Below are 20,988 nucleotides of genomic sequence, written 5' to 3'. Positions count from 1 at the left end.
TGAGACTAAATGTATTAATTAGAAATATACCCTGAATAATTACCAATATTTTTGTCATTCTAATAAGAGAAAATAAATAATGAAGGAGCCTTTTGTATGAACGTAAATGAGTTCGGCTTTCTTTGGTATCTACAATCAAGTTCGAATATGGTTAATATTATTTTGAAAAATCTTATTGACACTGCTGAGGATAAAGATTTGAGAAGTGTTCTAGATGAAATCAATTCATTATCTACATTTCAAGAAAAAGAGGCTACAAAGATATTAAATGACAGCGGTTATAATGAAACGCCATTTTTCAGTGAAGTTGATTTATATAACTCCTCAGTAAAGCTTTTTACCGATCAATTAATCATTGAAATTCTTAAGCATATTACCGGAAATGGGATGCGGGTCCTCGCTTCTCAATATTCAGAACTAGCGGATATGAATGTAAAGAAATTCTTTAGTGAAGTCCTCACTAAGATTATTCAAATTGATGAATCTCTTTTAGGTTTATTAAAAGAAAAGAACTTGTTACAAAACAGTCCATTTTTATACATGAAAGCACATGAAAGAGAGAGCAAACTGTTTAAGGTTGTATCTACACAATTGAGACCACTTAATGCGGTAGAATTGGGACATATGTACAGTGCACTTCAATGCAATAATGTTGGTGTTGCTCTATGCGCTGCTTTTGCTGATGTTGTAAAAGATGAAGAGTCAAAGCAATTATTTAATGATGGCAAGAAATTAGCATTTCATCAAGCTGCTACTTTATCGGATATTTTCAGAGAAAACGGAGTTAGTACTACAACTGGACTAGAGAGCTTCGTTCATAGGGTCCATGAATCTCCATTTTCAGATAAGTTAATGACGAACCTAATAATGTTTTTAAATCCTATTGGAATAATAAATTTACAAAACGCTGCTGTATCTAGTTATAAGAAGAATCATGTCAAAATACTAAGTGAATTGATGGAACAGGTCCAAAGTTTTTCAGAAAAAGGGTTTAAACTATTGGTTAAAAAAGGTTGGTTTAATGAACCACCATTAACTAGTAGGTCAATTAAATAATTATAAACTGAATCCAATAGTGTAAATAATAAAGAAGGAGGAATTTTATGGAAAAATTAACCGATTCTATAGAGCAAAATTATAAATTTTTCTAAGATAAACTTACACATTGTGAGGATATAGAATTTAGAATTTTAAACCCTCGAAATATTAAAGGGAAGCAAATTATTTTTATGTATTGTGAAAATATTGTTGACGAAACATTATTATACGAATCCTTGTATGAAAAAGTTGTCAAAAATTATCCTCACGGAAACGATGATGTCGATATCACAGTATTAGAAAATGTGTTTCCCACAGCATCAGTTTTTTTTTAGATAAAATTGAGGATATATTGTCGTACTTATTATACGGTTTTTGTATCATCTTATTTCCTAACAAGAATAAAGCAGGAATAATCTGTTACTCTAAAAAGACTTTTAGGCAAGTGGGAGAACCACAATCCGAAGTGGTTATAAGGGGGCCTAGAGAGGGATTCGTTGAAGTTATAAGAACGAATGTTGCCATGATTCGCAGTACCAAGTACCAACTTGAAAATACGCTTTAAAAAAACGGATCTGAATCAAAGACTTTTACTGCGATAATCTACATGGAAAATAAAGTTCCAAAAGATACGTTGCAAAAAATTATTGATCGCATTAATAGTATTAAATTAGAAAATACTCATGACTCAGGTACGATTGAACGTTTATTAGAAAATCATCAACTTTCTCTGTTCCCACAAATAATCACAACCGAAAGGCCTGATAAGCTTACATCTGATATATCAGAGGGGAGAATCGCAATACCCCTTGACGGGAGCCCTCACGCTTTAATTTTGCCATCTACGTTGAAAATGTTCTTGCAAGCATCTGAGGATTATTATGAGAGGTTTTGGTTAGGAGTTACATTAAGAGCTGTACGATTCTTTGCACTTTTAATAGCATTATTATTGCCTTCCAGCTTAAATTGAACAGAATAAGTTTCCTTATGATTCTTCCTCTTTAACCCTTGCTCTCCAAACTTCTCATATGCATCTATCCACCTTTTAACCTGTGAATATGACTTTACACCATACTTTTTGGCTAAAAGCTTATGTCCTAATGTACCTTCTTTATATTCTCTTACAATCATCAGCTTAAACTCTTCACTATATTTAGCCATAAATAAACACCCCAAAAGTCAGATTTTACTCTAACTTTTGGGGTGCAGTACAAAGAAGGGGGTTACTTTTATTTTTCGCTGATTATTTTTTTTGATAGCGTATCGTAAAACAAACCTGTCCGTCTTGAATCTCGACCTCAATACTTCCTTTGTAGAAGTGAACAATTTTTTGCGTGATATTTAGCCCAAGTCCGAAGTTACCTTTCGTACCTTTATAGAGTGTTTTAAATATCTGATTAATGTCCTTCTCAGGAATATGTGGCCCATCATTTTTTATCTCAATAACCCATAAAGGACCCGAATCAAGTAATGATACTTGGATTGTTGTTGCTGCATATCTCAGTTGATTTTCTAATATGTTTTCAATCGAGACCCGGATTCGATCTGGGTTCCCTAACATAATGGCAGGCTTTTTCTTAATATCTAATTGCCAACATAAATCTGGGTTGACAGCTTGAAAATTAGATACCAGATAGGAGAGTAATTTATCTAAATAGACCTCATCCTGTTCTTTTTCATTATCTAATACATAATCAAGCGTGTTTAAATACAAGACCTGTTTGATTTTTTTCTCGAGCCTAATTGCTTCATTCTTAATAATTACCGCGGTATTTTCCGGCGTATCTACATACATTCCGTCGATAATGGCCTGTGCATAACTCATAATCACCATGACAGGTGTTTTTAAATCGTGTGAAATACTTTGCAGGAATTTCTTTTCCTCTTCATCGGCCAATTTAAGGGCATTTTTCATTTCCGTCATAGCATTGGCTAAACGGCCAATTTCATCCTGGTTCGTTAAAAGAAGGTCCCGATCCCATTCTTTATTGGCAATTTGTTTTGTGTAAGTTTCTAATTGTTTGAGGGGTTTTGCAATATTATTTGCAATAAGCTTAGCTATAGGCAGTGCACATAGAATGATTAATAGACCAATTAGAAAGATTTGAAGTGAGTCTTCATCATCATGTTGTTCCTGAAAGGATATTAAATAAATATAATCTTTTACATAACTAATCTCTATTTGATAATTCTTGTTATCAAGGGTTTCGGTTATACTCTTATGACTCTTCCCAGCTATTGAATCATTTATTTCTTTCACTAATGCCTTCTTCGAGACCTGTTTGTCTTCTGAAAGAGAGGTTATTTCACTCGTCTGTTTGTTCAAAAGAAAATGTCCCATTTTTTCGCGGCTGGCCATCTTGCCTATATTCGAATCTAATTTATTATCAAGAACGGATTGAAGGACAAGTTGGTGAGCAGATTGCAGGACATATCTCATTTTATCTTCATTGTGATTCCTTAGTATAAAGGTAAAGACAAGTGATGTGATAAATACGATTATAAAAACAATGACAGATATGATAAACCAAATTCTAATGTTAAGGATTTAAACTTCATTATTTACCTGCCAATTTGTAGCCAAAACCATAAATGGTTTCAATAACAATTCTAATTAATTTTTTTCTCAATCTTCTAATCGTATCATCCACTACGCGGTCCGAACCGAAATAATTATTTCCCCATACTTTTTCAAGAATCTGCTCTCTGGTCACAACCGTATTGATATTTTCAATAAAATAAAGGAGTAAAGTAAATTCTTTATTCGTTAAAATAATTTCTTGATCACCATCAAAAACCGTTCGCTGTTTACGGTCCACTAGATAATCAACTAATTGATGAGCAGTTGAGGTTTCTGCCTTTTCACCAGACATTCGCTGGATTAATTTATTTGTGCGGATAATTAATTCCCTTGGTAAAAACGGCTTGGATAAATAGTCATCGCTGCCTAATTCTAATCCCACAACGCGATCCAGTTCTTGATTTCGGGCTGACATAAAAATAACAGGGGTTTTTGAATTAAACTCTTTAATATTTTTAATTAGCTGATAACCGTCAATATCTGGCAGCATGATATCTAAAATCCAAAGATCCGGCAGATCATGAATTTTTTGCATTGCTGATTCCCCATCAAAGAAGGATACTACCTTGTATCCCTCTTTTTCTAAATATTTTTTTAGTAATTGATTAAGATGTTCTTCATCTTCTACTAAATAGATTGTCGCCATTTAAACAACCATCTTAACCTTCCAAATTTGCCGAAACGGTCCGTTTTCTTTTTCGTCTTCTTTCGACTGAATAGGTATAAAAAGCCATCGAACCTAAAACAGAAGAATAAAGAACGAGGTTTGGAACACTGCCTGCTAACCCTATGATCGAAAATGATTCATCATGTCCTTTAAAGTCCTTATCACTGTTTGTTTGATTCTGTCCAGTTTGTTTATCCTTCATTTCATTTTTGAATTTCTCAAATCCGTTTTCCGAAGCATTACTAAACATCGCTGGTGTCATCGAAACCGCTTTTGGTACTTGAACTAGCATGCAGATAGTACCAATGATTAGAATGAGTCGTGACACTAATTTTCGAGAAGGTTTACGAAATGTAAATAGTTTAGCCAGCTTAGGAAATTGGATGCCCATTAGCTTAATCCAATTCCAGTGCAGCCCAATGTGGATACCGACAATCACAAGTCCTAAAATGGAAGAAACGATATGGATGGGCATCCAGTTAACATTTGGAAAATATCTGAAATTTGGTAGAACGACTTTGGAAATAAATAAACCACTAACCATAATAAAGAGCATATCAATCAAAAGGATGACGTTCAATAGATAAGAGAACCTTGTTTTCTTTTTTAGGTCTTTTGAAAAAATCTTTTTAGTAATGTTAACCACCCATTTTTTATTCAAAAGGACATGAATGATTAAGGCACCGCCTAAGACAAGTCCTGCGATTTCATGAAGCGGTAAGCTTGTTGATTCAGGACTATATAGTAAACATAATACGACTGTCATTGCGAGATCCAGCCAAAATCTAAATTTATTTTTCTTCATTTTTAATTCCTCCAATATGTTGTTTCTATCTAAAGATGAGTATAAAGAGGAATTTCCGTGGAATTATCGACTAAATATGTGAAAAATATGTGTTCTAAGATTTTCTTTTGGATTGGTTTCAGTGGATCACAAATAAGTTGGTAGAATAATGACATAGGACAAGGGGGGAAATGAATGAGTGAGTTCAGTAAATTGTTTCATGAGAGAATTGGCTTGTCACAGGGGCAAAACATTACTTTTGATTCATTAGATCGTGTTCTAGAAAAAACAGCGCAATCAATTCCGTTTGAAAATATATGTATAATTAATCGAAAGACAAGCGAGATTTCAAAGGCTAACTTAGTCGACAAAATCTTGATTAGAAGGGAGGGGGGAATCTGCTATGAATTGAATTCGCTTTTCTATTTCTACCTAATTGAAAATGGGTTTGAGGCTGCCTTGGTCCGTGGTGTTGTTTACAATCATGTTAAACAGGATTATCAAGACCTTGGCAGAACCCATGTTAGTATTTTAGTGAATCATGAAGGTCGAAGCTATGTTGTGGATACTGGCTTTGGCGGGAATTTACCTTTAAAACCTGTTCCTTTAACAGGAGAGTCGGCCACCTCTTATAATGGAGAATTTAGAATTCGCAAACTGGATACAAATTATGGGGATTTTGTGCTGGAGATGAAGTTAAAACATAAAGATACGGAGTGGAAAATAGGCTATGCTTTTGACTCTAGGAAGCCTATTTACGATGTAACAGAATTTAATGAGATCCAATCAATTATTGCCGAACATCCGGAGTCTCCTTTTAATAAAGTACCGCTACTTACTCGTCTTACTAGTAATGGAAATATAACTTTAACTAATTCTACATGGACAGAGTGGAAGGATGGGAATGTTTCAAAAGAAACCATCGAGGCTGAGAGATTTAAGGAATTGGCTAAACAATATTTTGGTCTAAATCAAGACTAAAATGAAAAGCAACGCCCAAATGAGCGTTGCTTTGATTATTTTTCCGGAGTGTGAATGACTTGTACACGCCCTACCTGTCCATCGGTCAGGCGGACCTTAATACCATGAGGATGGGTCGCCGATTTGGTTAGGAGATCTTTGACAATTCCCCTAGTTAGCTTCCCCGATCTTTGGTCTGCTTTTAAAACAATGTCAACCGTCATGCCCGGCTGCAGGTTGATCCGATTTCGTCCGTTCATTAGACACCCATTTTTCTGCGGGTATTGCTTGGCTTCTTTGATTGCTGGCTTTTCATTTTCTGTGTCGCTAGGCTGCCATTTGCAGTTCCTTTTCCTGAAGAAGATTGATTCTTTTTGTTTGCTAACTGTTGCTTCATTAGTTCTTGAAGACTAACCTTCTTTTTAGATTCTTCGGTTTGATTATTTTCAGTCATGGAAAATCTCCTTTTTCAAATAGGTTTTGTTAATACAGTATAATCTATTTTTAAGGATAGTGAAAGGATAGCTAAAGGAAAATGGAAGTAATTTCATCGAGATAGGATGATCACCCTACTGCCTCTAAAAAAATAGTGGTGGATAATGAGAACGGTCAATGAAAAATTATCTTATTGACCGTCAAGACTCCAAATTTCGTTAAATAATAAACAAAGCACTAACTAAATACAAACCAATCGCAATCGCTGCCCCAATCACAGAAATTTTCAACTTAAAACGAGCATAATCCACCAGCGGCATATCGAGAATAGAGGCCGTCGTAATCGTCGTATCGCCGAGCGGTGAAGTTAGTGCACCAAACGCCCCGCTGGCAAACACTGCACCGACAGTTAACGGAATCGATGCTCCGGTCGAAACAGCTAGTGACATACCTAGGGGCATAAACAATCCCCAGGTTCCCCAGGAAGAACCGATGAAGTAACCAATCAAAGAACCGAGTACAAAAATCGTAACCGGGGTTAAAAAGGCTGGCAGAAAGGACCCTAATGTTGAGCTGATAAACTTTGAAAAACCGAGATCCTCTGCCGACAATGTCAATGACCAAATGAGGACTAGTAAACTAATGGCCTCCATCATTTGGTTCCCGCCATCATAAAAATGGAATAAGATTTCATGCAAAGGTTGGCGCCTTATGATGTAAAACACAAAGGATAGAACAAGGGTAACAAAAACGGCTAATAGCATCACGAATGTCGCATCTGCCATCGAAAAAGCTTCGAATACCGTTTTAGCCCCTTTATCTATTCCGTCTTTCCACAATAGGAATAATGATAATCCCAAGAGTAAAAAGACTGGAAAAATCAAATGCCAGGGCTGTGCTTTTACTAAGGACAACTCTTTTTGAATGCCAGCCCGATGAAATTCATTTCCTTCCTCATCTAACAGTTCATGATCACGTTGTTGAGAAAGATTCCTTTTTGCTGGATTCCAAAAGGTAAGTAGGATTCCAATCACTAACATTACAATCGCAAAAAAATCGAACAAGATACTTAGCAAAAATACATGATAGGCCGACATGTTTAATTGCAGCTTTCGGATACTTCCTTCCACTAAAGAAACCATGAATCCCACAAACGCTGTCGCAACGGGTAAAAGGACAATGACTGATTCCGTGGAGATATCCATCATCAAGCCGACCCTTTGTTTCGGAACGTTCATTTTTTTAATAAGAGATTTTACGACGGGCCCAATCATCATAATCCGAAACATCGGCATCATAAACGTGAACGGGAGGGTAAGCCAAATGAGTCCCAACAGTCCGCGTTCAGTCTTAATCCTAGTTCCAATCCATTCCGAAAAACCTTTAATGCCTCCTGAAATATTCATCATGCCGACAAGCCCGCCAAATAAATAAAGAAACCCGATAATTTTAATATTGTTCCCGTTGGAGAGGGTCGTGACGATATAGGAAACAGCTTGATAGGCTCCAGCCAATAAATCAGTTTGAACAATAAAAGCCCCGGCTAGCAAGCCAACAACAAGGCCCGGCAAGATGTTTTTCAGCCATATGGACATGGATACGACAATGATAAAAGGTAACAGAGAAAGCCAAGTATGCTCCAAAGTCTCTTTCCTCCGGCAATTAATCTTTAAACTATTTGTTTATTATTTCCAAGGCTGTGAGCATTATGTTGAATGGCAGAATTAATTGCTGTGCATAAGGGGTAAGACCACATAAAAAAGCCCATATCACAAAGGATACAGGCTATTTATTGCTTTTAAGGTTTAGTCTTTTTTCAATCTTCCCGCTTTTTTGGCAGCATCTTTTAAAATAACCTCTATTTGGGCGTTTACACTTCGCAGCTCATCTTCTGCCCATTTTTCCAATACTTCGTATAATTTCGGATCCATTCGAAGCGGAAAAGCTTTTCTTTTACTCATTTCCTCCACAACCTTAATAAATGCTTCCGGTATTGATGATTGGCTGAGTACCTTTCTCTGAGACAATCGCTACCATCAAGTTATTGACCATCTGCGCTTTTTTCTCCTCATCTAGCTCGACAATATCTTGTTCAGTAAGCTGGTCAATAGCCGCTTTTACTAGTCCAACTGCACCGTCAACGATGACTTTACGAGCGGATAAAACAGCTTGTGCCTGTTGTCGTTGTAGCATAGCAGAAGCGATTTCGGAAGAGTAGGCAAGATGCATAATTCGAGCTTCGATTACATCGACACCAGCAACATCAAGTCTATTCTGAAGGTCCTGAACAAGCACATCGGCCACTTCATCGCTATTTTGACGAAGCGTTAAAGTACTTCCGGTATTCTCAAACGAATCATAGGCATACCTGCTGGCAATATGACGAATACCGGTTTCACTTTGTATCTGGATGAATTTTTCATAGTTTTCTACATCATACAATGCTTTAGCAGCATCATTTACTTTATAAACAACAACAGCGGCAATTTCAATTGGATTACCTTCTAAATCATTTACTTTTAATTTCTCGCTGTTAAAATTCGTCACACGCAGTGAAACACTTCGTTTGAACGTAAAAGGAATAGTGGCCCATAAACCTTGATCGCGAATGACACCAAGATAAGTACCAAAGAAAGTTAATACTTTAGCTTCGTTTGGTTGAACAATCGTTAAACTTGTTGCAATAATCAATCCCAAAACTAATACAATTGCTCCGGCTATTTTTTCAGTGATTGTTGCACCGGTTACGATTAAAAAGATACCAAAACCAATACATGCAAGTGCAATAATCATTGCCGCAAATCCATTGATTTTAAAAATTGATTTTTCCCTCATCTAGAACCCCTCCCAAAGGTAAAGTGATATAAAAGTGATATCACATTAATATCATAGTACAATTAGATTAAAAAGTAAATCATTTCCATCGTTTAAATTAGTTACAAAAGGGATGTTTTATTTAATGGTATAATTTGCTAAAATTAGTTAGGAAAGAAGGAGGTTTAATGAAATAAACCTTTTATCTTTATTTAAGTTAATACTGGATTATTAATAGATTAATTGTTTTATAGGAGGGATTGTGTTGGACGAAAGGTATCCGATTGGGAAATTCGATTTTAATGGTGGAATTACGGACGAGGTAACAAGTGATTGGATAAAGGAGATTGAAGAATTACCAGGACTTTTAAGAGGGGCTGTAAAAGGCTTAAACAAAGAGCAGCTAGATACTCCATATCGATCTGGTGGTTGGACAGTCCGACAAGTGGTCCATCACCTTGCAGATAGTCATATGAATGCTTATATTCGTTTTAAACTAGCTCTTACCGAAGAAAATCCTGTCATCAAGCCTTATGAGGAAGGAATGTGGGCAGAGCTTCCAGATAGCAAATTATCGATTGATGTTTCATTAGAACTTCTTGAAGCATTACATAAACGATTGGTCTTCCTTTTGCGTCATTTAAGTCCGGCTGATATGAAAAAAACATTTATTCATCCTGTATCCGGCGAGATTTCTATAGGCAGAAATATCGGAATGTATGCTTGGCATGGCAGTCACCATCTTGCACATATTACATCTTTAATTTGTCGAAAAGGCTGGTAGGGCCACATTTCAATCTGAAAAAAAGGGGGCTTAGAATATGGAAGAAAATAAGAAGATTCGAGAGGAAGTTTTGCAGTCTGTTAGTGGTTTATCAGATGAACAGTTGAATGTCCAAGTACAAGATGGACGCTGGTCGATTATGCAGGTTCTCCATCATCTGCACTTAATAGAGCGGGCCATTACATTTGTTATATCCGATCAGCTGGCAAATGGAGAATCTAAAAGTATAAGCGATAAACCAATACATTTAGCCGTTAATCGGACAACTAAGGTAAATGCACCTTCAAGAGTGGAACCCCCAAAAAGGTTTATCACTTTAGTTGAAATGAAGAATAAGCTCTCTCAATCTCGTGAAGTATTAACGAAAGTGGTGGATACTGCTGATCCATCATTATTAGAGCAAAGGGCATATCCGCATCCTGTGTTTGGTGAATTAAGTTTAAAACAGTGGATTCCCCTTATAGGATTGCATGAAAAAAGACATCTTGCACAAATAGAAGAATTGAAGGAAGAATTAAATTAACACTCTTTTTAGAGAATAAATCATTAATGCTGTTACATAATAAGAAGGAGAATTAGCAAAGAAAATTGTAAAACTAAAGGAGGAAAAAAGTTTGGCACAAGACAACTCTAACTCCAAAAATACCAAAAAGGCATCAACGGTCGACGGAGTCAACCAGCCTTTGATGTCAACAGGGACTACCGAACCAAGTTTTGACTGGGTTCCTAATGAAACCAACTCCACGACCGAACCGAAAATCGGAAATACGGTGGTTGGTGAAAAAGACAGCAAAAACAAGTAAATCTTTGTTAGAAGGGGCACTATTTATTTAGTGTCTTTATTTTTTGAAAATAGTATCCTTTAGGAGGTTTCTATGAAATTTTGTTGAACTTGTATATAACAACAAAATTTCATTTCTGGACGGTGGGAAGATGGAGGAAATCCAATATGCTTTTATAGATGAATTTGGTGATTATTGTTTTGATTTTGAAAAAGGGAATGGATCAACCCACTTTATAATTGTGTCCATTCTCCTAAAGGAATCAAATAAAGAGTCTTTAGAAAGTGGGCTTGTTCAAATTAGCCAAAAGTACTTTCAAACCGGAACATTAGATGCAAATATCATCGACCATAATCCAACCCAGACTATGCAGCTCATAAATGACCTAAAGGATTTACCATTTAGTGTATATGCCTATGTTATTGATAAAAGAAAAATAAGAGAAGACCATGGGATTTTGTATAAAGTACCTTTCCTTAAGTACTTAAACAGACAAATCTATGATGACTTAAATCGAACGTTCGAACAGCTTGACTTTGCAGCAGATGAACAAGAATCTAAACTGTTTATTAGTTCATTTAACAATTATATTAAAACAAGAAGTATCCCAGATTTATTTAATTATTCCAGCTTCGGATTCAACCAAACTCGTTCAGACATCCTTCTTCAATTAGCGAACCTTATCACCAGGATTCTTGCAACAGGATATGAAAGAACAATCTATACGGATCAATACCGTTCTTTTTCTAAAATTTTTAAAAGCAAGATTGCTGCCGTAAACCTTTTGCCCCAGGACTACAAAAACTTTCTTTTTGACGATCAATCAGAGCATGATCACCCAAAATATGATGAAATTATTATTAAGCAAGCCGTTAATTTAACTTACAAATATATTGAAAAGCATCGAAAAAGTGATGATGAAGATGAGAGGCTTCGCTTAGATTTTATAAAGTTTCTTTTATTTAATTTAAAGGAAAATCCGGACGAGTATGTATATACGGAAGAAATCTTAGATAATCTGAATGCAATTAGGGATGTTAAATTAAATCCGCATAATTTTCGTTCTAACATTGTCTCTAAGCTGCGGGACAGCGGGTTATTGATAGCGAGCAGTAATAAAGGCTACAAATTGCCCGTATGCCTAAACGACTTATATGACTTTGTGAATTTATCAAGTCTCACGATTCATCCCATGATCCAAAGAATTGCAAAATGCAGAGATCAGATTCTTCTTGCTACCAACAATGAGGTCGACATTCTAGAGCAAAAAGAATACGATTACCTGAAAAGAATCATTGATTTAGGGAAAATGAAGATATAAATAATAGCGATTCATCCGGTTAGGCTTTTTGCGTCGTTATAAATAAAAAAATGACCTATTCACACTTGGAATAGGTCATTTTTTTACGGTCTAGGAAATAATAGATTTACTACTTGTGGACAACTTTTTACATGTTTAGACACGTCCAGCTCCAGCGCCTAGCCCTTCGATGGTCTACAGCCAATCCATCCAAAAGGTTAAAAAGCAACCTTTCGGCCGGCTCGTCTTATGCTTGTCGGGGCTGACCAAGGCGCTTGCGCTTTGGTTCTTAATACCCTCTAAAAACATACTGTTCTTTTGGAGCAGTGGTCGTCTTCCAATCCTCAACCTTTAAGTAAGGGATATTCGTTTTGAATGGCTGATAATAAATCGTTGATATTTTTCCTTTAACAGTAATCCACTGATCGTTTTTCAATTTCTTCGTACCATCAGGCATTTCAACCATCATTCCAAAAACACCTGAGTCTGCAATACAATGAATGACCCCAAAACGGAAAACAAACAGCTGGTTCTTATTAATAGATTCAGAATCATTGAACACAAACCCTTTAAACTCGACTTCTTTTCCAAGAAAATCACCTGGGAAGTTGTAGATGGTTTCCATTCCTTTTAAATAATTTTGATCGTTTAAAACAATCGTATTTTGATTTACATATTTCTTCTTTTCTTTATTCATTAACGCATCATAGTCATCTTTTCCATAATACACACTCGTATCGGGACGTAAAAATTGCTGCTGCATAAAGGAGTCGCCCTTGCTTTCATCATAAATCGGAAAATGAAATCCTTTTGCTTTGACTATATTGGAATCCAGCGTCGCTATCGGGAAAAATAATCCTGAAATAATTGGAAAGGCGAAGATCGGATAGATCAACAGTTTTTTATACCATTTATCCTCTTTCGAATGATTGTGTCCGCAATGGTCATGATCACAGTGTTCATCATGGGACTCGTCTGCTTCCTTGTTAAGCTTCAAAATCTGGATAATCGTTAACACCAGTAACGCATACCCCGCAGACGCGGAAAGGTACGAATATTTCATGTTGATATATTTATTAATATCTCCCGTGATATGCATGTGAAAAATTAAATACGTAAACCCTATTAGTATTAAGCTTCTTATCATAGTTTCAACTCCTTAAAACAACAAAGAGTAGACGAAGACAACAACGAAAACGGAAGAAACAATCATAAACACGAGTTTCTTATTAAAGGTTGCCAGCATCATCATTAAATTTTTAATATCTACCATTGGTCCAAACACTAGAAAGGCTAATAAGGAACCGGTTGAAAAGGTTGTTCTAAAAGAAGAAGCAATAAAGGCATCGGCCTCAGAACAAAGTGATAGGATAAACGAAAGAGCCATCATCACGATAGAGGATGATGCTTGTCCTTGTCCAATGGAAACAAGTGTCGATGTTTTAATATATGTCTGAACGGCCGCAGCAATTAATGAACCAATCACCAAATATTTACCCATAGAGAAAAATTCTTCCACTGCATGATCCAGTGTCTGCCAGATTTTTTTCCAGAAGGTTGTTTCATGCGAATGATGGTGGTGGTGATGAACATGTTCCTTAAAAGGGCTGCCTTTATATTTAAACGCAATTAAATTACCTACAACGACCGACACAACAATTGCCCCAATGGCACGGTATAAAGGCATCTTCCAATCACTGCCGAATGCGATGAAGGTGGCAAATAAGACAACTGGATTGATAATCGGCGCTGTCAGCATGAAGGCAATACCAGCTGAGATTGGTACTCCTTTTGAAACTAGCCTGCTCACGATTGGAACAATTCCACATTCACATGAAGGAAACAAAATTCCTAGGAAACTAGCAAAAATGACGGCTAGTATTTTATTTTTAGGCATGATTTTAGCGATCATTTCTTCCGTTACAAATATTTGAATAATCCCTGATATAAGTACGCCTAGTGTTACGAAGGGCAAGGCCTCAATGAGAATGGAAATAAAAATAGTATTCATTTGTAAAAAAGATTGCGGTAAGGAAATACCAAACATGATAGTCCTCCTATTTATAAAAAACTCATGGAAACTACTATACCCCCATTACCCAACTCTCGTCCAACTTAAAAAACTGGTATTTCATTAAAGTTTGATTAAAAAATGCTACTCGCAACTTGGAGCAGCCCTTTCTATTATTATAATCGCGTTCAAGTTCGAAAAAGTTCTCATTTTTAGTATTTCTATAAAAAAGGTAATTTTTTTCTGCTCGTTTGGAAGACGGAGGGAACAGGTATATTGATAACCTTGCATATTTTTGCATTTTTATTTATAAGAATCTAGCTGTAAAGAGAGATTTACCTTATTAAACCTAAATACAATTGAAAACGCTTTCGGAAATAATGTAATAAATATTCAAAAAAATATGCAAAAAAGGATTGTCAAACTAATAATTTTAAAATATAATCTAGTTATTAAATGATGTGACAAAATATAACATGAAAATGAGAGGTAATGTGACGTGGCTGAAACTTTAATTTCAAACGCAACTGCAGAAGCAACTTTAGAACAAATCAAAGAAATAATCAAAGAAAAAAGTGTTGAACTTTTACACTTGCAATTTGTCGATATTGAAGGAATTTTAAAACACGTCACTGTTACAAGTGCGCAATTAGAAGATGTTGTCGAAGGAAAAATGATGTTTGATGGATCTTCTATCAAAGGTTTTTCACCTATTAATAAATCTGACCTTTATCTTCAACCAGATTTGACTACATTTGCTGTTCTTCCTTGGACAGTAGAAGCGGGATATTCAGAAGCTCGTTTCCTATGCTCAGCAACAAATCCAGACGGAACTCCTTTTGAGGGAGATACTAGAAACGTTTTGAAAAAAACAGTAGAACGTGCCGCAGATAAAGGATATACCATTTCAGTAGGTCCTGAGTTAGAGTTTTTCTTATTTAAAAACGATGACAATGGATACGCAACTACTGAGTTAACTGATAAAGCGGGATATTTTGAACCATCTCCACATGATCTTGGCGAGCGCGTTCGTTTAGAAATCTACCGTGCGTTAAAAGCAATGGGCTTTACTATTGAAGCTTCCCACCACGAAGTAGCTGAAGGACAACATGAAATTAACTTTAAATATGCGGATGTATTAACAGCAGCTGACCTTGCAACTACCTATAAGTGGGTTGTAAAAACAGTGGCGAAGAAATTTGGTATGCATGCTACCTTTATGCCAAAACCAGTATTCGGAATCAATGGTTCTGGTATGCACGTGAATATGTCATTCTTCGAAGGAAGCGAAAATGCATTCTTCGATCCATCTGATGAGATGCAATTATCAGAAAAAGCGTACCAATTTATTGCGGGTGTATTAGAAAACGTTAAGGGTATTGCCGCGGTAACAAACCCGTTAGTAAACTCTTATAAGCGTTTAGTACCTGGTTACGAAGCTCCTTGTTATATCGCTTGGTCTGCTTCAAACCGTTCAGCGTTAATTCGTATTCCAGCAAAAAGAGGTCTTGCGACACGCGTAGAATTACGTTGTCCAGATCCATCGTCTAACCCGTACTTAACATTTGCAGTGATTGCATCTGCAGGTTTAGATGGAATTGAAAAAGGCCTTGAAGCACCAGCACCAATTAACGATGACATCTTCCACATGAGTGAAGAACAAAGAGCATTCAGGGGAATTGATAACCTACCAGGTAGCTTAGCTGAAGCTGTTAAAGAATTAGAAGCAGGAGAAATTGCTTTTAATACACTTGGTGAGCATGTTTATAATGAATATGTATCTATGAAAAAAGCAGAATGGGATAGCTACCGTACAGCAGTTCATACATGGGAAATCGATAACTATCATTCTAAATTCTAATTTAATGATAAAAGCGGGCCAAGGCGCATTACGCCTCTTATTGCCCGCTTTTTTTATTTGCCTAGATAAAGAGAGCCCTAAATATGAGACCGTCTTTAGTAAGTTACAAGCTTGAATGAATACCTATAATTAACCTTGGCTTATTCACTTACAGTGATGCCAGGCTTTTTTGAAAACACATAATCCGAATATAAGGAAAGCTAGGATGCCAATTAAAGCAATTAGGAAGTTGATAACGGTAACAAGGAAACCGGTTAGGCCGATTACTCCAAGTACTGTAGTAATCCAGCCCAATGCTACAGCTAGTACCCAAAAGAATCCTGTTAAAAATCCAAGAAAAGCTCCCCAGCAAAAATGGTTAGAACTCATTTATTCTCACCCCCTGTCATCGGTTGTTCACCAACAGTGTATGCGGTTACCTGAGGATTTGTTTTATTAAAATAGAAAAAAGGCAAAAGACCTAACATAACTCAAGCTGAAAAACTGGGCATTCGGAATATGTTTTACTCCATCATTCTTATGAATGGTGGATTTTTTCGTCATGGTTCTATCCCTAAAAGAGTTAATTAAAAAAGACCTGATTCTATACAGAGTCAGGTTTTGTTTGTAAAAAGAATTCTAAAAATTTACATGACTTCTACACTCCCTTCACATTGGCTTAATGATTTCCCGTTATTGTTTTAAGAGTAAACCAAACCAATAATTGGAGTGAGAAGAATTGAAAAAAGTATTAGTACCAGTTCTCGCAGCAACGTTCACACTATCTTCATTTAATGCCGTTATGGCAGCCCCTAAAGAACCTGGCAAAATTAAATCGGTTGAATTCCTCGGAATGGATGCGCCCAAGACCCAGCAAGAAAAAGCTGAGTTAATGTATTCAAAGGCATCTGTTAAGGTGACCTATAATGACGGAACAAAGATGACAGTTCCTCTCAGCTATGAAACGTTGTTCAAACCTGGAGATGTGATTAATGGTAAAATCGCAGGCGTGACCATGAATGCAAACGGACAAGTGATGACCAAATCCAATGGCACTCCCTACGTATCGACAGCTCCTGATATGAATAGCTTGATGAAGGTTCCGGGATTACCTGAAAATACATATTATCTGATCAGCCACTATGAATCTATGCCCAAAAACGAAAATGGAATAGAAAATCCAGGAACCATGAGTCTGAGCACCGTTAAGATGGACCCGTCTACAGGTCAATTGACCGTTGTCGATATCAAACCTATTGATTTTTCAGCCGTTCATGGGATTTGGAAACCGTGTGCTGGTTTATTGACTCCATGGAATACCCATCTTGGCTCTGAAGAAACAGACCCAGATGCTAGAGCATATGAAAAAAATCCTGCAGCTTCTGCCGTCACTAATTTCATGAAAAACTATTATAATGATTCAACGATAACTGGCAATCCCTATTACTACGGCCACGTACCAGAAGTAACAGTGGACGCTAAAGGTGCGACAAAGGTAGTCAAACATTACAGTATGGGCAGAATGGCCTTTGAACGAGTGAAGGTAATGCCTGATAATCGAACTGTTATTTATGGAATCGACAGCAATCCTGGCGGGCTGTTTATGTATGTGGCTGATAAAGAGAAGGATTTATCAGCAGGTACACTTTATGCCGCTAAATGGGTACAAACCGGCACGGAAAATGGCGGGTCGGGTGATCTTGAATGGATCAAGCTTGGCCATGCAACTGATAAAGACATAGAGAAGCTCGCTGACACAACCAAATTCAGCGATATCTTTGATGCAACAGATGATGCTTTAAAAGGAAAAGCGGAAGGCTATAAAGCGATCAGAACAGCCGCGAATGGCGGGAAAGTAGAGTGGGTGAAAGTGAAACCGGGAATGGAAACCGCTGCCGCGTTCTTAGAAACTCATCGCTATGCGGCTTATCTAGGAGCAACTGTTGAATTTAATAAAATGGAAGGTCTTGATTTTAACGAAAAAGACAATAAAGCATATGTTGCTATCTCTTACCAAGAAAAAACAATGTTAGCTGACCCAACTGCCCCTGCAGATGATATCCAGCTTCCAAAAATTAGTGCAGGTGGAGTCTATGAACTTTCCTTCGAACCTAATAGAAAAACAATGGATGGCAAGAAGATCAACAGTCATTATGTTCCTGTAAGCATGAAAGGAACCCTAATAGGTGAAGATTTAGCAGCTCCGGATGCAGATGGAAATACAGCCAATGTTGATAAGATTGCGAATCCGGACAATATCGTATTTTCACAAGATATGAGGACCTTATTCATCGCCGAGGATTCGGATAAACATGAAAATAACTACACATGGGCTTATAATGTTGATACCAAAAAACTCTCTAGACTCCTATCGGTGCCAGGTGGCGGAGAATCAACCGGCCTGCAAATGGTTGATAATCTTGACGGACATACCTATCTCATGAACAGCTCGCAAAATCCAGGATACGTTGGGTATCTTTCAGGGCTCCCGTTTATGGGGAAAGATAATAAATAAATTGACAAGTAGTATGGATTGCAGTCTTTTTTTTAAGCGAGGCTGCTTTTTTTAATATGATAACCAAGGCGGCCGTCAAACCGATGATAAAGGATCTTCGTCCGCTAGTTTAACATTTCCAACAGTTTCTATGTGAACTTTTTCTTTCTTCAAGGTTTCATGAACTTGGATAAGGTCTTCATATTGATTCTTATATATTTTAACATCATTCAGAATAGCTGGGGTTAATTTGACCTCAATCTGCTCCTCAGATAAAGGAATACGGATTGTTTCCAATTTTGTATCCGTAGGATTTTCTGGATTTGCAAGCTTTTTCTCAATAATTAGATCCTCATGGGTGACAGGAACCAGAATTTGCTTTTCCTCAGTATATTTTTTCTTATAAATGGTAACATCAGCTGTATCAACCAACTTTTTATTTATTTCCATTTCTTCATTATGTAGTTGGAGTTTTACTTCATTTTGCTGGTCTAATGAATTCTGCTTTTCAGTCAACTAAATTTCCCTCCATTGGAAAGTGATGAGACACCTATTCATTGCCTAGCAATGAATAGGTGCTTTTTTTAGCTGTTATTAATATCGCTAAAGCTTGACGAATCGGAAACGATATTCACACTTCCAGTTGTATCAACATGAGCCTCTTCGCGTTTTAGTGACTCTTGGACTTGCTGCGTTTCCTCAACTTGACGTTTTGAAGCGGAGATTTCCTCAGTCGTTACCGCGTACTTATTTACCTCCACTTGTTCCTGAGATACAGGGATCGTGATGGTCTCCTGCGAGATGGCTGATGAATCGCTTCGTTCGTTATTCATTGGGGTTCTCTTTATGACAACCTCTTCGTGCATAACAGGAACATCTACCGATTTTTGCTCTTCAACAACATCTTTAGAAATCACTACTTCTCCGGCATCGACATTATTTTTCGTAATGTCTAACTCTTCTTTATGAAGTTGGAGTGTGCCGTCATTTTGATTACTTTGGGTAGCTGAAGTGGTTTCGTTCCCTTGATTACTTGAATCAGTCTGGCTATTTTGATTGTCGGTATTTTTTGATTGGTCATCACTAAATAAACCTAAGAAGTCGCTCATAAAAATCCCCCTTGTAAGTTGATATTGGTCAAGCCTCTTATAGAATGTGCTAAGGATAAATCTTTATTCTTTAAAATTATGTTGAAAAAATGGTGAAAAGTAAAGGTAAGGAAAACTTTGCCCCGACAGTGCCTCATAAGATAACATGTGAGTGTGGAGAAACCTTTACATTACAAACTATTGTTATGAACTGTCCAAAATGCGAAATGACCTATGCTGTTACGCCTTGAGGATCATCTGATAAAAACAATATTAAGGTAGCTGGTATAAAATACGCCTAATATACGCTAACAATAATAAGCCATAAATATACAGGTTCGAGTCTGTCCTGCATGTTTATTGCTTATTTTTATGTTAAAATAATATAGTCTGTTTTCAATGATTAAATCAATCAGGAATAAAATCGTCTGTTAATACCTACCACTTACATATTTACTTTAATGGGAAGGAGATCATACCAATGATGAAACCTAATGAAAAAACTGCTTTATTAATTATGGATTTGCAAAATGGTATTGTTTCACGGTACTCAGAAAAGCAAGACATTCTTGTTCCATTCCAAAAGGCGGTGGAAGCAGCGCGTGGGAATGATATTCGCGTTATATTTGTTCGCGTGGCCTTTAGTGAAGGTTATCCTGAGAACAATCCACGGAATAAAATGTTTTCAGTATTGTCTAAATCTAGTGGAATGACGGTTGTAGACCCAGGAACGCAAATTCATGAAGCTCTTCAACCACAACCTAATGAACCAGTCGTAACCAAGTTTCGGGTTAGTGCTTTTGCTGGCAGTAACCTCGAAGTCATTCTTCGTTCGATGGGAATTGACACGTTAATATTGAGTGGGATTGCTACAAGCGGTGTTGTTCTTTCAACAGTAAGGGAAGCAGCGGATAAAGATTATGCAATTACGGTCCTTTCGGATGCTTGTCTCGATGGTGACCCTGAGGTTCATCGTGTTCTGACTGAAAAAGTGTTCCCACGTCAAGCAGATGTGATGACAGTGGATGACTGGGTTAATTCCTTGAAATAAGCATTCAACTATCTGGTGGCACGCATGAGCTACTGAATGCAGGTGACATACGAACAAAGGGAAGGCAAAAAAATAAAGGCCGTGTCCGCAACATGGGGAGTCTTCGGACAATAGAAGGCAAAAAGAATGAAGGCTCTGTCCGAACAAAGGTCGCCTTCGGACAAGAGGAGGCAAAAAAATAAGAGCCCCTTTCCGAACAAAGGCCGCCTTCGGACAAGGAATATCAAGCTGCCATTTACGAGATATGTCTCTGTTACACTTGAATTGTTTTTTTAATATCATTACAGGACCTTCTTAATTACCATTTATTAGTCACTAAACCAATTCCCACAATATAATAAAAAACTCGCCGTCGGTCG

General features: G+C 36.9%; 23 protein-coding genes and 1 pseudogene. 10 read left to right on the top strand and 14 right to left on the bottom strand.

Annotation, left to right across the window (positions count from 1 at the left end; translation table 11 throughout):
* The first annotated feature begins 96 nt into the window (after positions 1 to 96).
* Together AAHB15_RS24785 and AAHB15_RS30305 are read left to right on the top strand one after the other, a co-directional pair.
* Complete coding sequence (locus tag AAHB15_RS24785; protein WP_098533372.1) at positions 97 to 1,056, top strand: DUF3231 family protein; 960 nt, start codon at positions 97 to 99, stop codon at positions 1,054 to 1,056.
* 334 nt (positions 1,057 to 1,390) lie between these two features.
* Positions 1,391 to 2,008 (top strand): annotated as a pseudogene (locus AAHB15_RS30305) (spore germination protein).
* Here AAHB15_RS30305 and AAHB15_RS24780 read toward each other — a convergent pair.
* From AAHB15_RS24780 to AAHB15_RS24765, 4 genes are all read right to left on the bottom strand, one after another.
* A complete protein-coding gene (locus AAHB15_RS24780) occupies positions 1,918 to 2,199 on the bottom strand; it encodes a transposase (protein ID WP_420491196.1) in 282 nt (93 codons plus the stop codon). The pseudogene AAHB15_RS30305 and the gene AAHB15_RS24780 sit on opposite strands and share 91 nt — an antisense overlap.
* A gap of 82 nt (positions 2,200 to 2,281) precedes the next feature.
* The gene (locus AAHB15_RS24775) at positions 2,282 to 3,478 is read right to left on the bottom strand and encodes a sensor histidine kinase (protein WP_342043554.1); all 1,197 of its coding nucleotides are present in this window, start codon (positions 3,476 to 3,478) and stop codon (positions 2,282 to 2,284) included.
* A gap of 118 nt (positions 3,479 to 3,596) precedes the next feature.
* Positions 3,597 to 4,265, bottom strand: coding sequence for a response regulator transcription factor (locus AAHB15_RS24770; protein WP_098533382.1), 669 nt, complete (start codon positions 4,263 to 4,265; stop codon positions 3,597 to 3,599).
* A 13-nt stretch (positions 4,266 to 4,278) separates the two neighbouring features.
* Positions 4,279 to 5,091, bottom strand: a complete 813-nt coding sequence (locus tag AAHB15_RS24765) for a DUF4405 domain-containing protein (protein WP_342043553.1) — start codon at positions 5,089 to 5,091, stop codon at positions 4,279 to 4,281.
* A 174-nt stretch (positions 5,092 to 5,265) separates the two neighbouring features.
* On the opposite strand from AAHB15_RS24765, the gene AAHB15_RS24760 reads away from it, so the two are divergent.
* A complete protein-coding gene (locus tag AAHB15_RS24760; protein ID WP_342043552.1) occupies positions 5,266 to 6,051 on the top strand; it encodes an arylamine N-acetyltransferase family protein in 786 nt (261 codons plus the stop codon).
* A gap of 35 nt (positions 6,052 to 6,086) precedes the next feature.
* Here AAHB15_RS24760 and AAHB15_RS24755 read toward each other — a convergent pair whose 3' ends face one another.
* The 5 genes from AAHB15_RS24755 to AAHB15_RS24735 form a co-directional block, all read right to left on the bottom strand.
* Positions 6,087 to 6,290, bottom strand: coding sequence for a YwbE family protein (locus AAHB15_RS24755; RefSeq protein ID WP_144566571.1), 204 nt, complete (start codon positions 6,288 to 6,290; stop codon positions 6,087 to 6,089).
* Positions 6,290 to 6,484, bottom strand: coding sequence for a hypothetical protein (locus AAHB15_RS24750; RefSeq protein ID WP_144566570.1), 195 nt, complete (start codon positions 6,482 to 6,484; stop codon positions 6,290 to 6,292). The genes AAHB15_RS24755 and AAHB15_RS24750 overlap by 1 nt, the downstream gene beginning before the upstream one ends.
* 199 nt (positions 6,485 to 6,683) lie before the next feature.
* Entirely contained in the window at positions 6,684 to 8,108 is a 1,425-nt protein-coding gene (locus AAHB15_RS24745) for a Na+/H+ antiporter NhaC family protein (protein WP_335574276.1), read from the bottom strand.
* Positions 8,109 to 8,270: 162 nt separating this feature from the next.
* Positions 8,271 to 8,426 carry an Arc family DNA-binding protein gene (locus tag AAHB15_RS24740; protein WP_098533396.1) on the bottom strand — a complete coding sequence of 52 codons (156 nt, stop codon included), beginning with the start codon at positions 8,424 to 8,426 and terminating at the stop codon, positions 8,271 to 8,273.
* A 13-nt stretch (positions 8,427 to 8,439) separates the two neighbouring features.
* Positions 8,440 to 9,300, bottom strand: coding sequence for an SPFH domain-containing protein (locus tag AAHB15_RS24735; RefSeq protein ID WP_335574275.1), 861 nt, complete (start codon positions 9,298 to 9,300; stop codon positions 8,440 to 8,442).
* 241 nt (positions 9,301 to 9,541) lie between these two features.
* On the opposite strand from AAHB15_RS24735, the gene AAHB15_RS24730 reads away from it, so the two are divergent.
* The 4 genes from AAHB15_RS24730 (at position 9,542) to AAHB15_RS24715 (ending at position 12,166) form a co-directional block, all read left to right on the top strand.
* The gene (locus AAHB15_RS24730; protein WP_342043551.1) at positions 9,542 to 10,063 is read left to right on the top strand and encodes a YfiT family bacillithiol transferase; all 522 of its coding nucleotides are present in this window, start codon (positions 9,542 to 9,544) and stop codon (positions 10,061 to 10,063) included.
* A 37-nt stretch (positions 10,064 to 10,100) separates the two neighbouring features.
* On the top strand, positions 10,101 to 10,586 hold the full coding sequence (locus AAHB15_RS24725; protein ID WP_342043550.1) for a DinB family protein: 486 nt from the start codon (positions 10,101 to 10,103) through the stop codon (positions 10,584 to 10,586).
* 91 nt (positions 10,587 to 10,677) lie between these two features.
* On the top strand, positions 10,678 to 10,866 hold the full coding sequence (locus tag AAHB15_RS24720) for a hypothetical protein (RefSeq protein WP_335574272.1): 189 nt from the start codon (positions 10,678 to 10,680) through the stop codon (positions 10,864 to 10,866).
* Positions 10,867 to 10,996: 130 nt separating this feature from the next.
* Positions 10,997 to 12,166 (top strand): hypothetical protein, encoded by a 1,170-nt coding sequence (locus AAHB15_RS24715; RefSeq protein WP_342043549.1) that lies wholly within the window; start codon positions 10,997 to 10,999, stop codon positions 12,164 to 12,166.
* A gap of 268 nt (positions 12,167 to 12,434) precedes the next feature.
* Here the strand turns inward: AAHB15_RS24715 and AAHB15_RS24710 are convergent, their stop codons facing one another.
* Together AAHB15_RS24710 and AAHB15_RS24705 are read right to left on the bottom strand one after the other, a co-directional pair.
* Positions 12,435 to 13,292, bottom strand: a complete 858-nt coding sequence (locus tag AAHB15_RS24710; protein WP_144566563.1) for a TIGR03943 family putative permease subunit — start codon at positions 13,290 to 13,292, stop codon at positions 12,435 to 12,437.
* A gap of 12 nt (positions 13,293 to 13,304) precedes the next feature.
* Positions 13,305 to 14,192 (bottom strand): permease, encoded by an 888-nt coding sequence (locus tag AAHB15_RS24705; protein ID WP_335574270.1) that lies wholly within the window; start codon positions 14,190 to 14,192, stop codon positions 13,305 to 13,307.
* Between the two features lie 463 nt (positions 14,193 to 14,655).
* On the opposite strand from AAHB15_RS24705, the gene glnA reads away from it, so the two are divergent.
* Entirely contained in the window at positions 14,656 to 16,017 is a 1,362-nt protein-coding gene (gene glnA / locus AAHB15_RS24700) for a type I glutamate--ammonia ligase (protein ID WP_335574269.1), read from the top strand.
* Between the two features lie 144 nt (positions 16,018 to 16,161).
* On the opposite strand, the gene AAHB15_RS24695 is transcribed toward glnA, so the two are convergent.
* A complete protein-coding gene (locus tag AAHB15_RS24695; protein ID WP_335574268.1) occupies positions 16,162 to 16,386 on the bottom strand; it encodes an ABC transporter in 225 nt (74 codons plus the stop codon).
* A gap of 349 nt (positions 16,387 to 16,735) precedes the next feature.
* Between AAHB15_RS24695 and AAHB15_RS24690 the strand changes: the two genes are divergently transcribed.
* Positions 16,736 to 18,511 (top strand): PhoX family protein, encoded by a 1,776-nt coding sequence (locus tag AAHB15_RS24690; RefSeq protein WP_342043548.1) that lies wholly within the window; start codon positions 16,736 to 16,738, stop codon positions 18,509 to 18,511.
* A gap of 75 nt (positions 18,512 to 18,586) precedes the next feature.
* Here AAHB15_RS24690 and AAHB15_RS24685 read toward each other — a convergent pair whose 3' ends face one another.
* Together AAHB15_RS24685 and AAHB15_RS24680 are read right to left on the bottom strand one after the other, a co-directional pair.
* On the bottom strand, positions 18,587 to 19,006 hold the full coding sequence (locus tag AAHB15_RS24685; RefSeq protein ID WP_342043547.1) for a YsnF/AvaK domain-containing protein: 420 nt from the start codon (positions 19,004 to 19,006) through the stop codon (positions 18,587 to 18,589).
* Between the two features lie 68 nt (positions 19,007 to 19,074).
* Positions 19,075 to 19,599, bottom strand: a complete 525-nt coding sequence (locus AAHB15_RS24680) for a YsnF/AvaK domain-containing protein (RefSeq protein ID WP_342043546.1) — start codon at positions 19,597 to 19,599, stop codon at positions 19,075 to 19,077.
* A 460-nt stretch (positions 19,600 to 20,059) separates the two neighbouring features.
* Here AAHB15_RS24680 and AAHB15_RS24675 point away from each other — a divergent pair, with 460 nt between their 5' ends.
* On the top strand, positions 20,060 to 20,629 hold the full coding sequence (locus tag AAHB15_RS24675) for a cysteine hydrolase family protein (RefSeq protein ID WP_342043545.1): 570 nt from the start codon (positions 20,060 to 20,062) through the stop codon (positions 20,627 to 20,629).
* Positions 20,630 to 20,988 lie beyond the last annotated feature (359 nt).

This window comes from Bacillus sp. OTU2372 (genome assembly GCF_038440275.1).
GTDB lineage: Bacteria > Bacillota > Bacilli > Bacillales > Cytobacillaceae > Neobacillus > Neobacillus bataviensis_B.
This window is presented reverse-complemented; position numbering and strand designations above follow the sequence as displayed.

What these genes read in the sequence shown, in the direction of transcription:
- AAHB15_RS24785 (WP_098533372.1), top strand. Translation starts at nt 97, where the DNA reads ATGAACGTAAATGAGTTCGGCTTTCTTTGGTATCTACAATCAAGTTCG.
- AAHB15_RS24780 (WP_420491196.1), bottom strand. Translation starts at nt 2,199, where the DNA reads ATGGCTAAATATAGTGAAGAGTTTAAGCTGATGATTGTAAGAGAATAT.
- AAHB15_RS24775 (WP_342043554.1), bottom strand. Translation starts at nt 3,478, where the DNA reads ATGAGATATGTCCTGCAATCTGCTCACCAACTTGTCCTTCAATCCGTT.
- AAHB15_RS24770 (WP_098533382.1), bottom strand. Translation starts at nt 4,265, where the DNA reads ATGGCGACAATCTATTTAGTAGAAGATGAAGAACATCTTAATCAATTA.
- AAHB15_RS24765 (WP_342043553.1), bottom strand. Translation starts at nt 5,091, where the DNA reads ATGAAGAAAAATAAATTTAGATTTTGGCTGGATCTCGCAATGACAGTC.
- AAHB15_RS24760 (WP_342043552.1), top strand. Translation starts at nt 5,266, where the DNA reads ATGAGTGAGTTCAGTAAATTGTTTCATGAGAGAATTGGCTTGTCACAG.
- AAHB15_RS24755 (WP_144566571.1), bottom strand. Translation starts at nt 6,290, where the DNA reads ATGAACGGACGAAATCGGATCAACCTGCAGCCGGGCATGACGGTTGAC.
- AAHB15_RS24750 (WP_144566570.1), bottom strand. Translation starts at nt 6,484, where the DNA reads ATGACTGAAAATAATCAAACCGAAGAATCTAAAAAGAAGGTTAGTCTT.
- AAHB15_RS24740 (WP_098533396.1), bottom strand. Translation starts at nt 8,426, where the DNA reads ATGAGTAAAAGAAAAGCTTTTCCGCTTCGAATGGATCCGAAATTATAC.
- AAHB15_RS24735 (WP_335574275.1), bottom strand. Translation starts at nt 9,300, where the DNA reads ATGAGGGAAAAATCAATTTTTAAAATCAATGGATTTGCGGCAATGATT.
- AAHB15_RS24725 (WP_342043550.1), top strand. Translation starts at nt 10,101, where the DNA reads ATGGAAGAAAATAAGAAGATTCGAGAGGAAGTTTTGCAGTCTGTTAGT.
- AAHB15_RS24715 (WP_342043549.1), top strand. Translation starts at nt 10,997, where the DNA reads ATGGAGGAAATCCAATATGCTTTTATAGATGAATTTGGTGATTATTGT.
- AAHB15_RS24710 (WP_144566563.1), bottom strand. Translation starts at nt 13,292, where the DNA reads ATGATAAGAAGCTTAATACTAATAGGGTTTACGTATTTAATTTTTCAC.
- AAHB15_RS24705 (WP_335574270.1), bottom strand. Translation starts at nt 14,192, where the DNA reads ATGTTTGGTATTTCCTTACCGCAATCTTTTTTACAAATGAATACTATT.
- AAHB15_RS24695 (WP_335574268.1), bottom strand. Translation starts at nt 16,386, where the DNA reads ATGAGTTCTAACCATTTTTGCTGGGGAGCTTTTCTTGGATTTTTAACA.
- AAHB15_RS24680 (WP_342043546.1), bottom strand. Translation starts at nt 19,599, where the DNA reads ATGAGCGACTTCTTAGGTTTATTTAGTGATGACCAATCAAAAAATACC.
- AAHB15_RS24675 (WP_342043545.1), top strand. Translation starts at nt 20,060, where the DNA reads ATGATGAAACCTAATGAAAAAACTGCTTTATTAATTATGGATTTGCAA.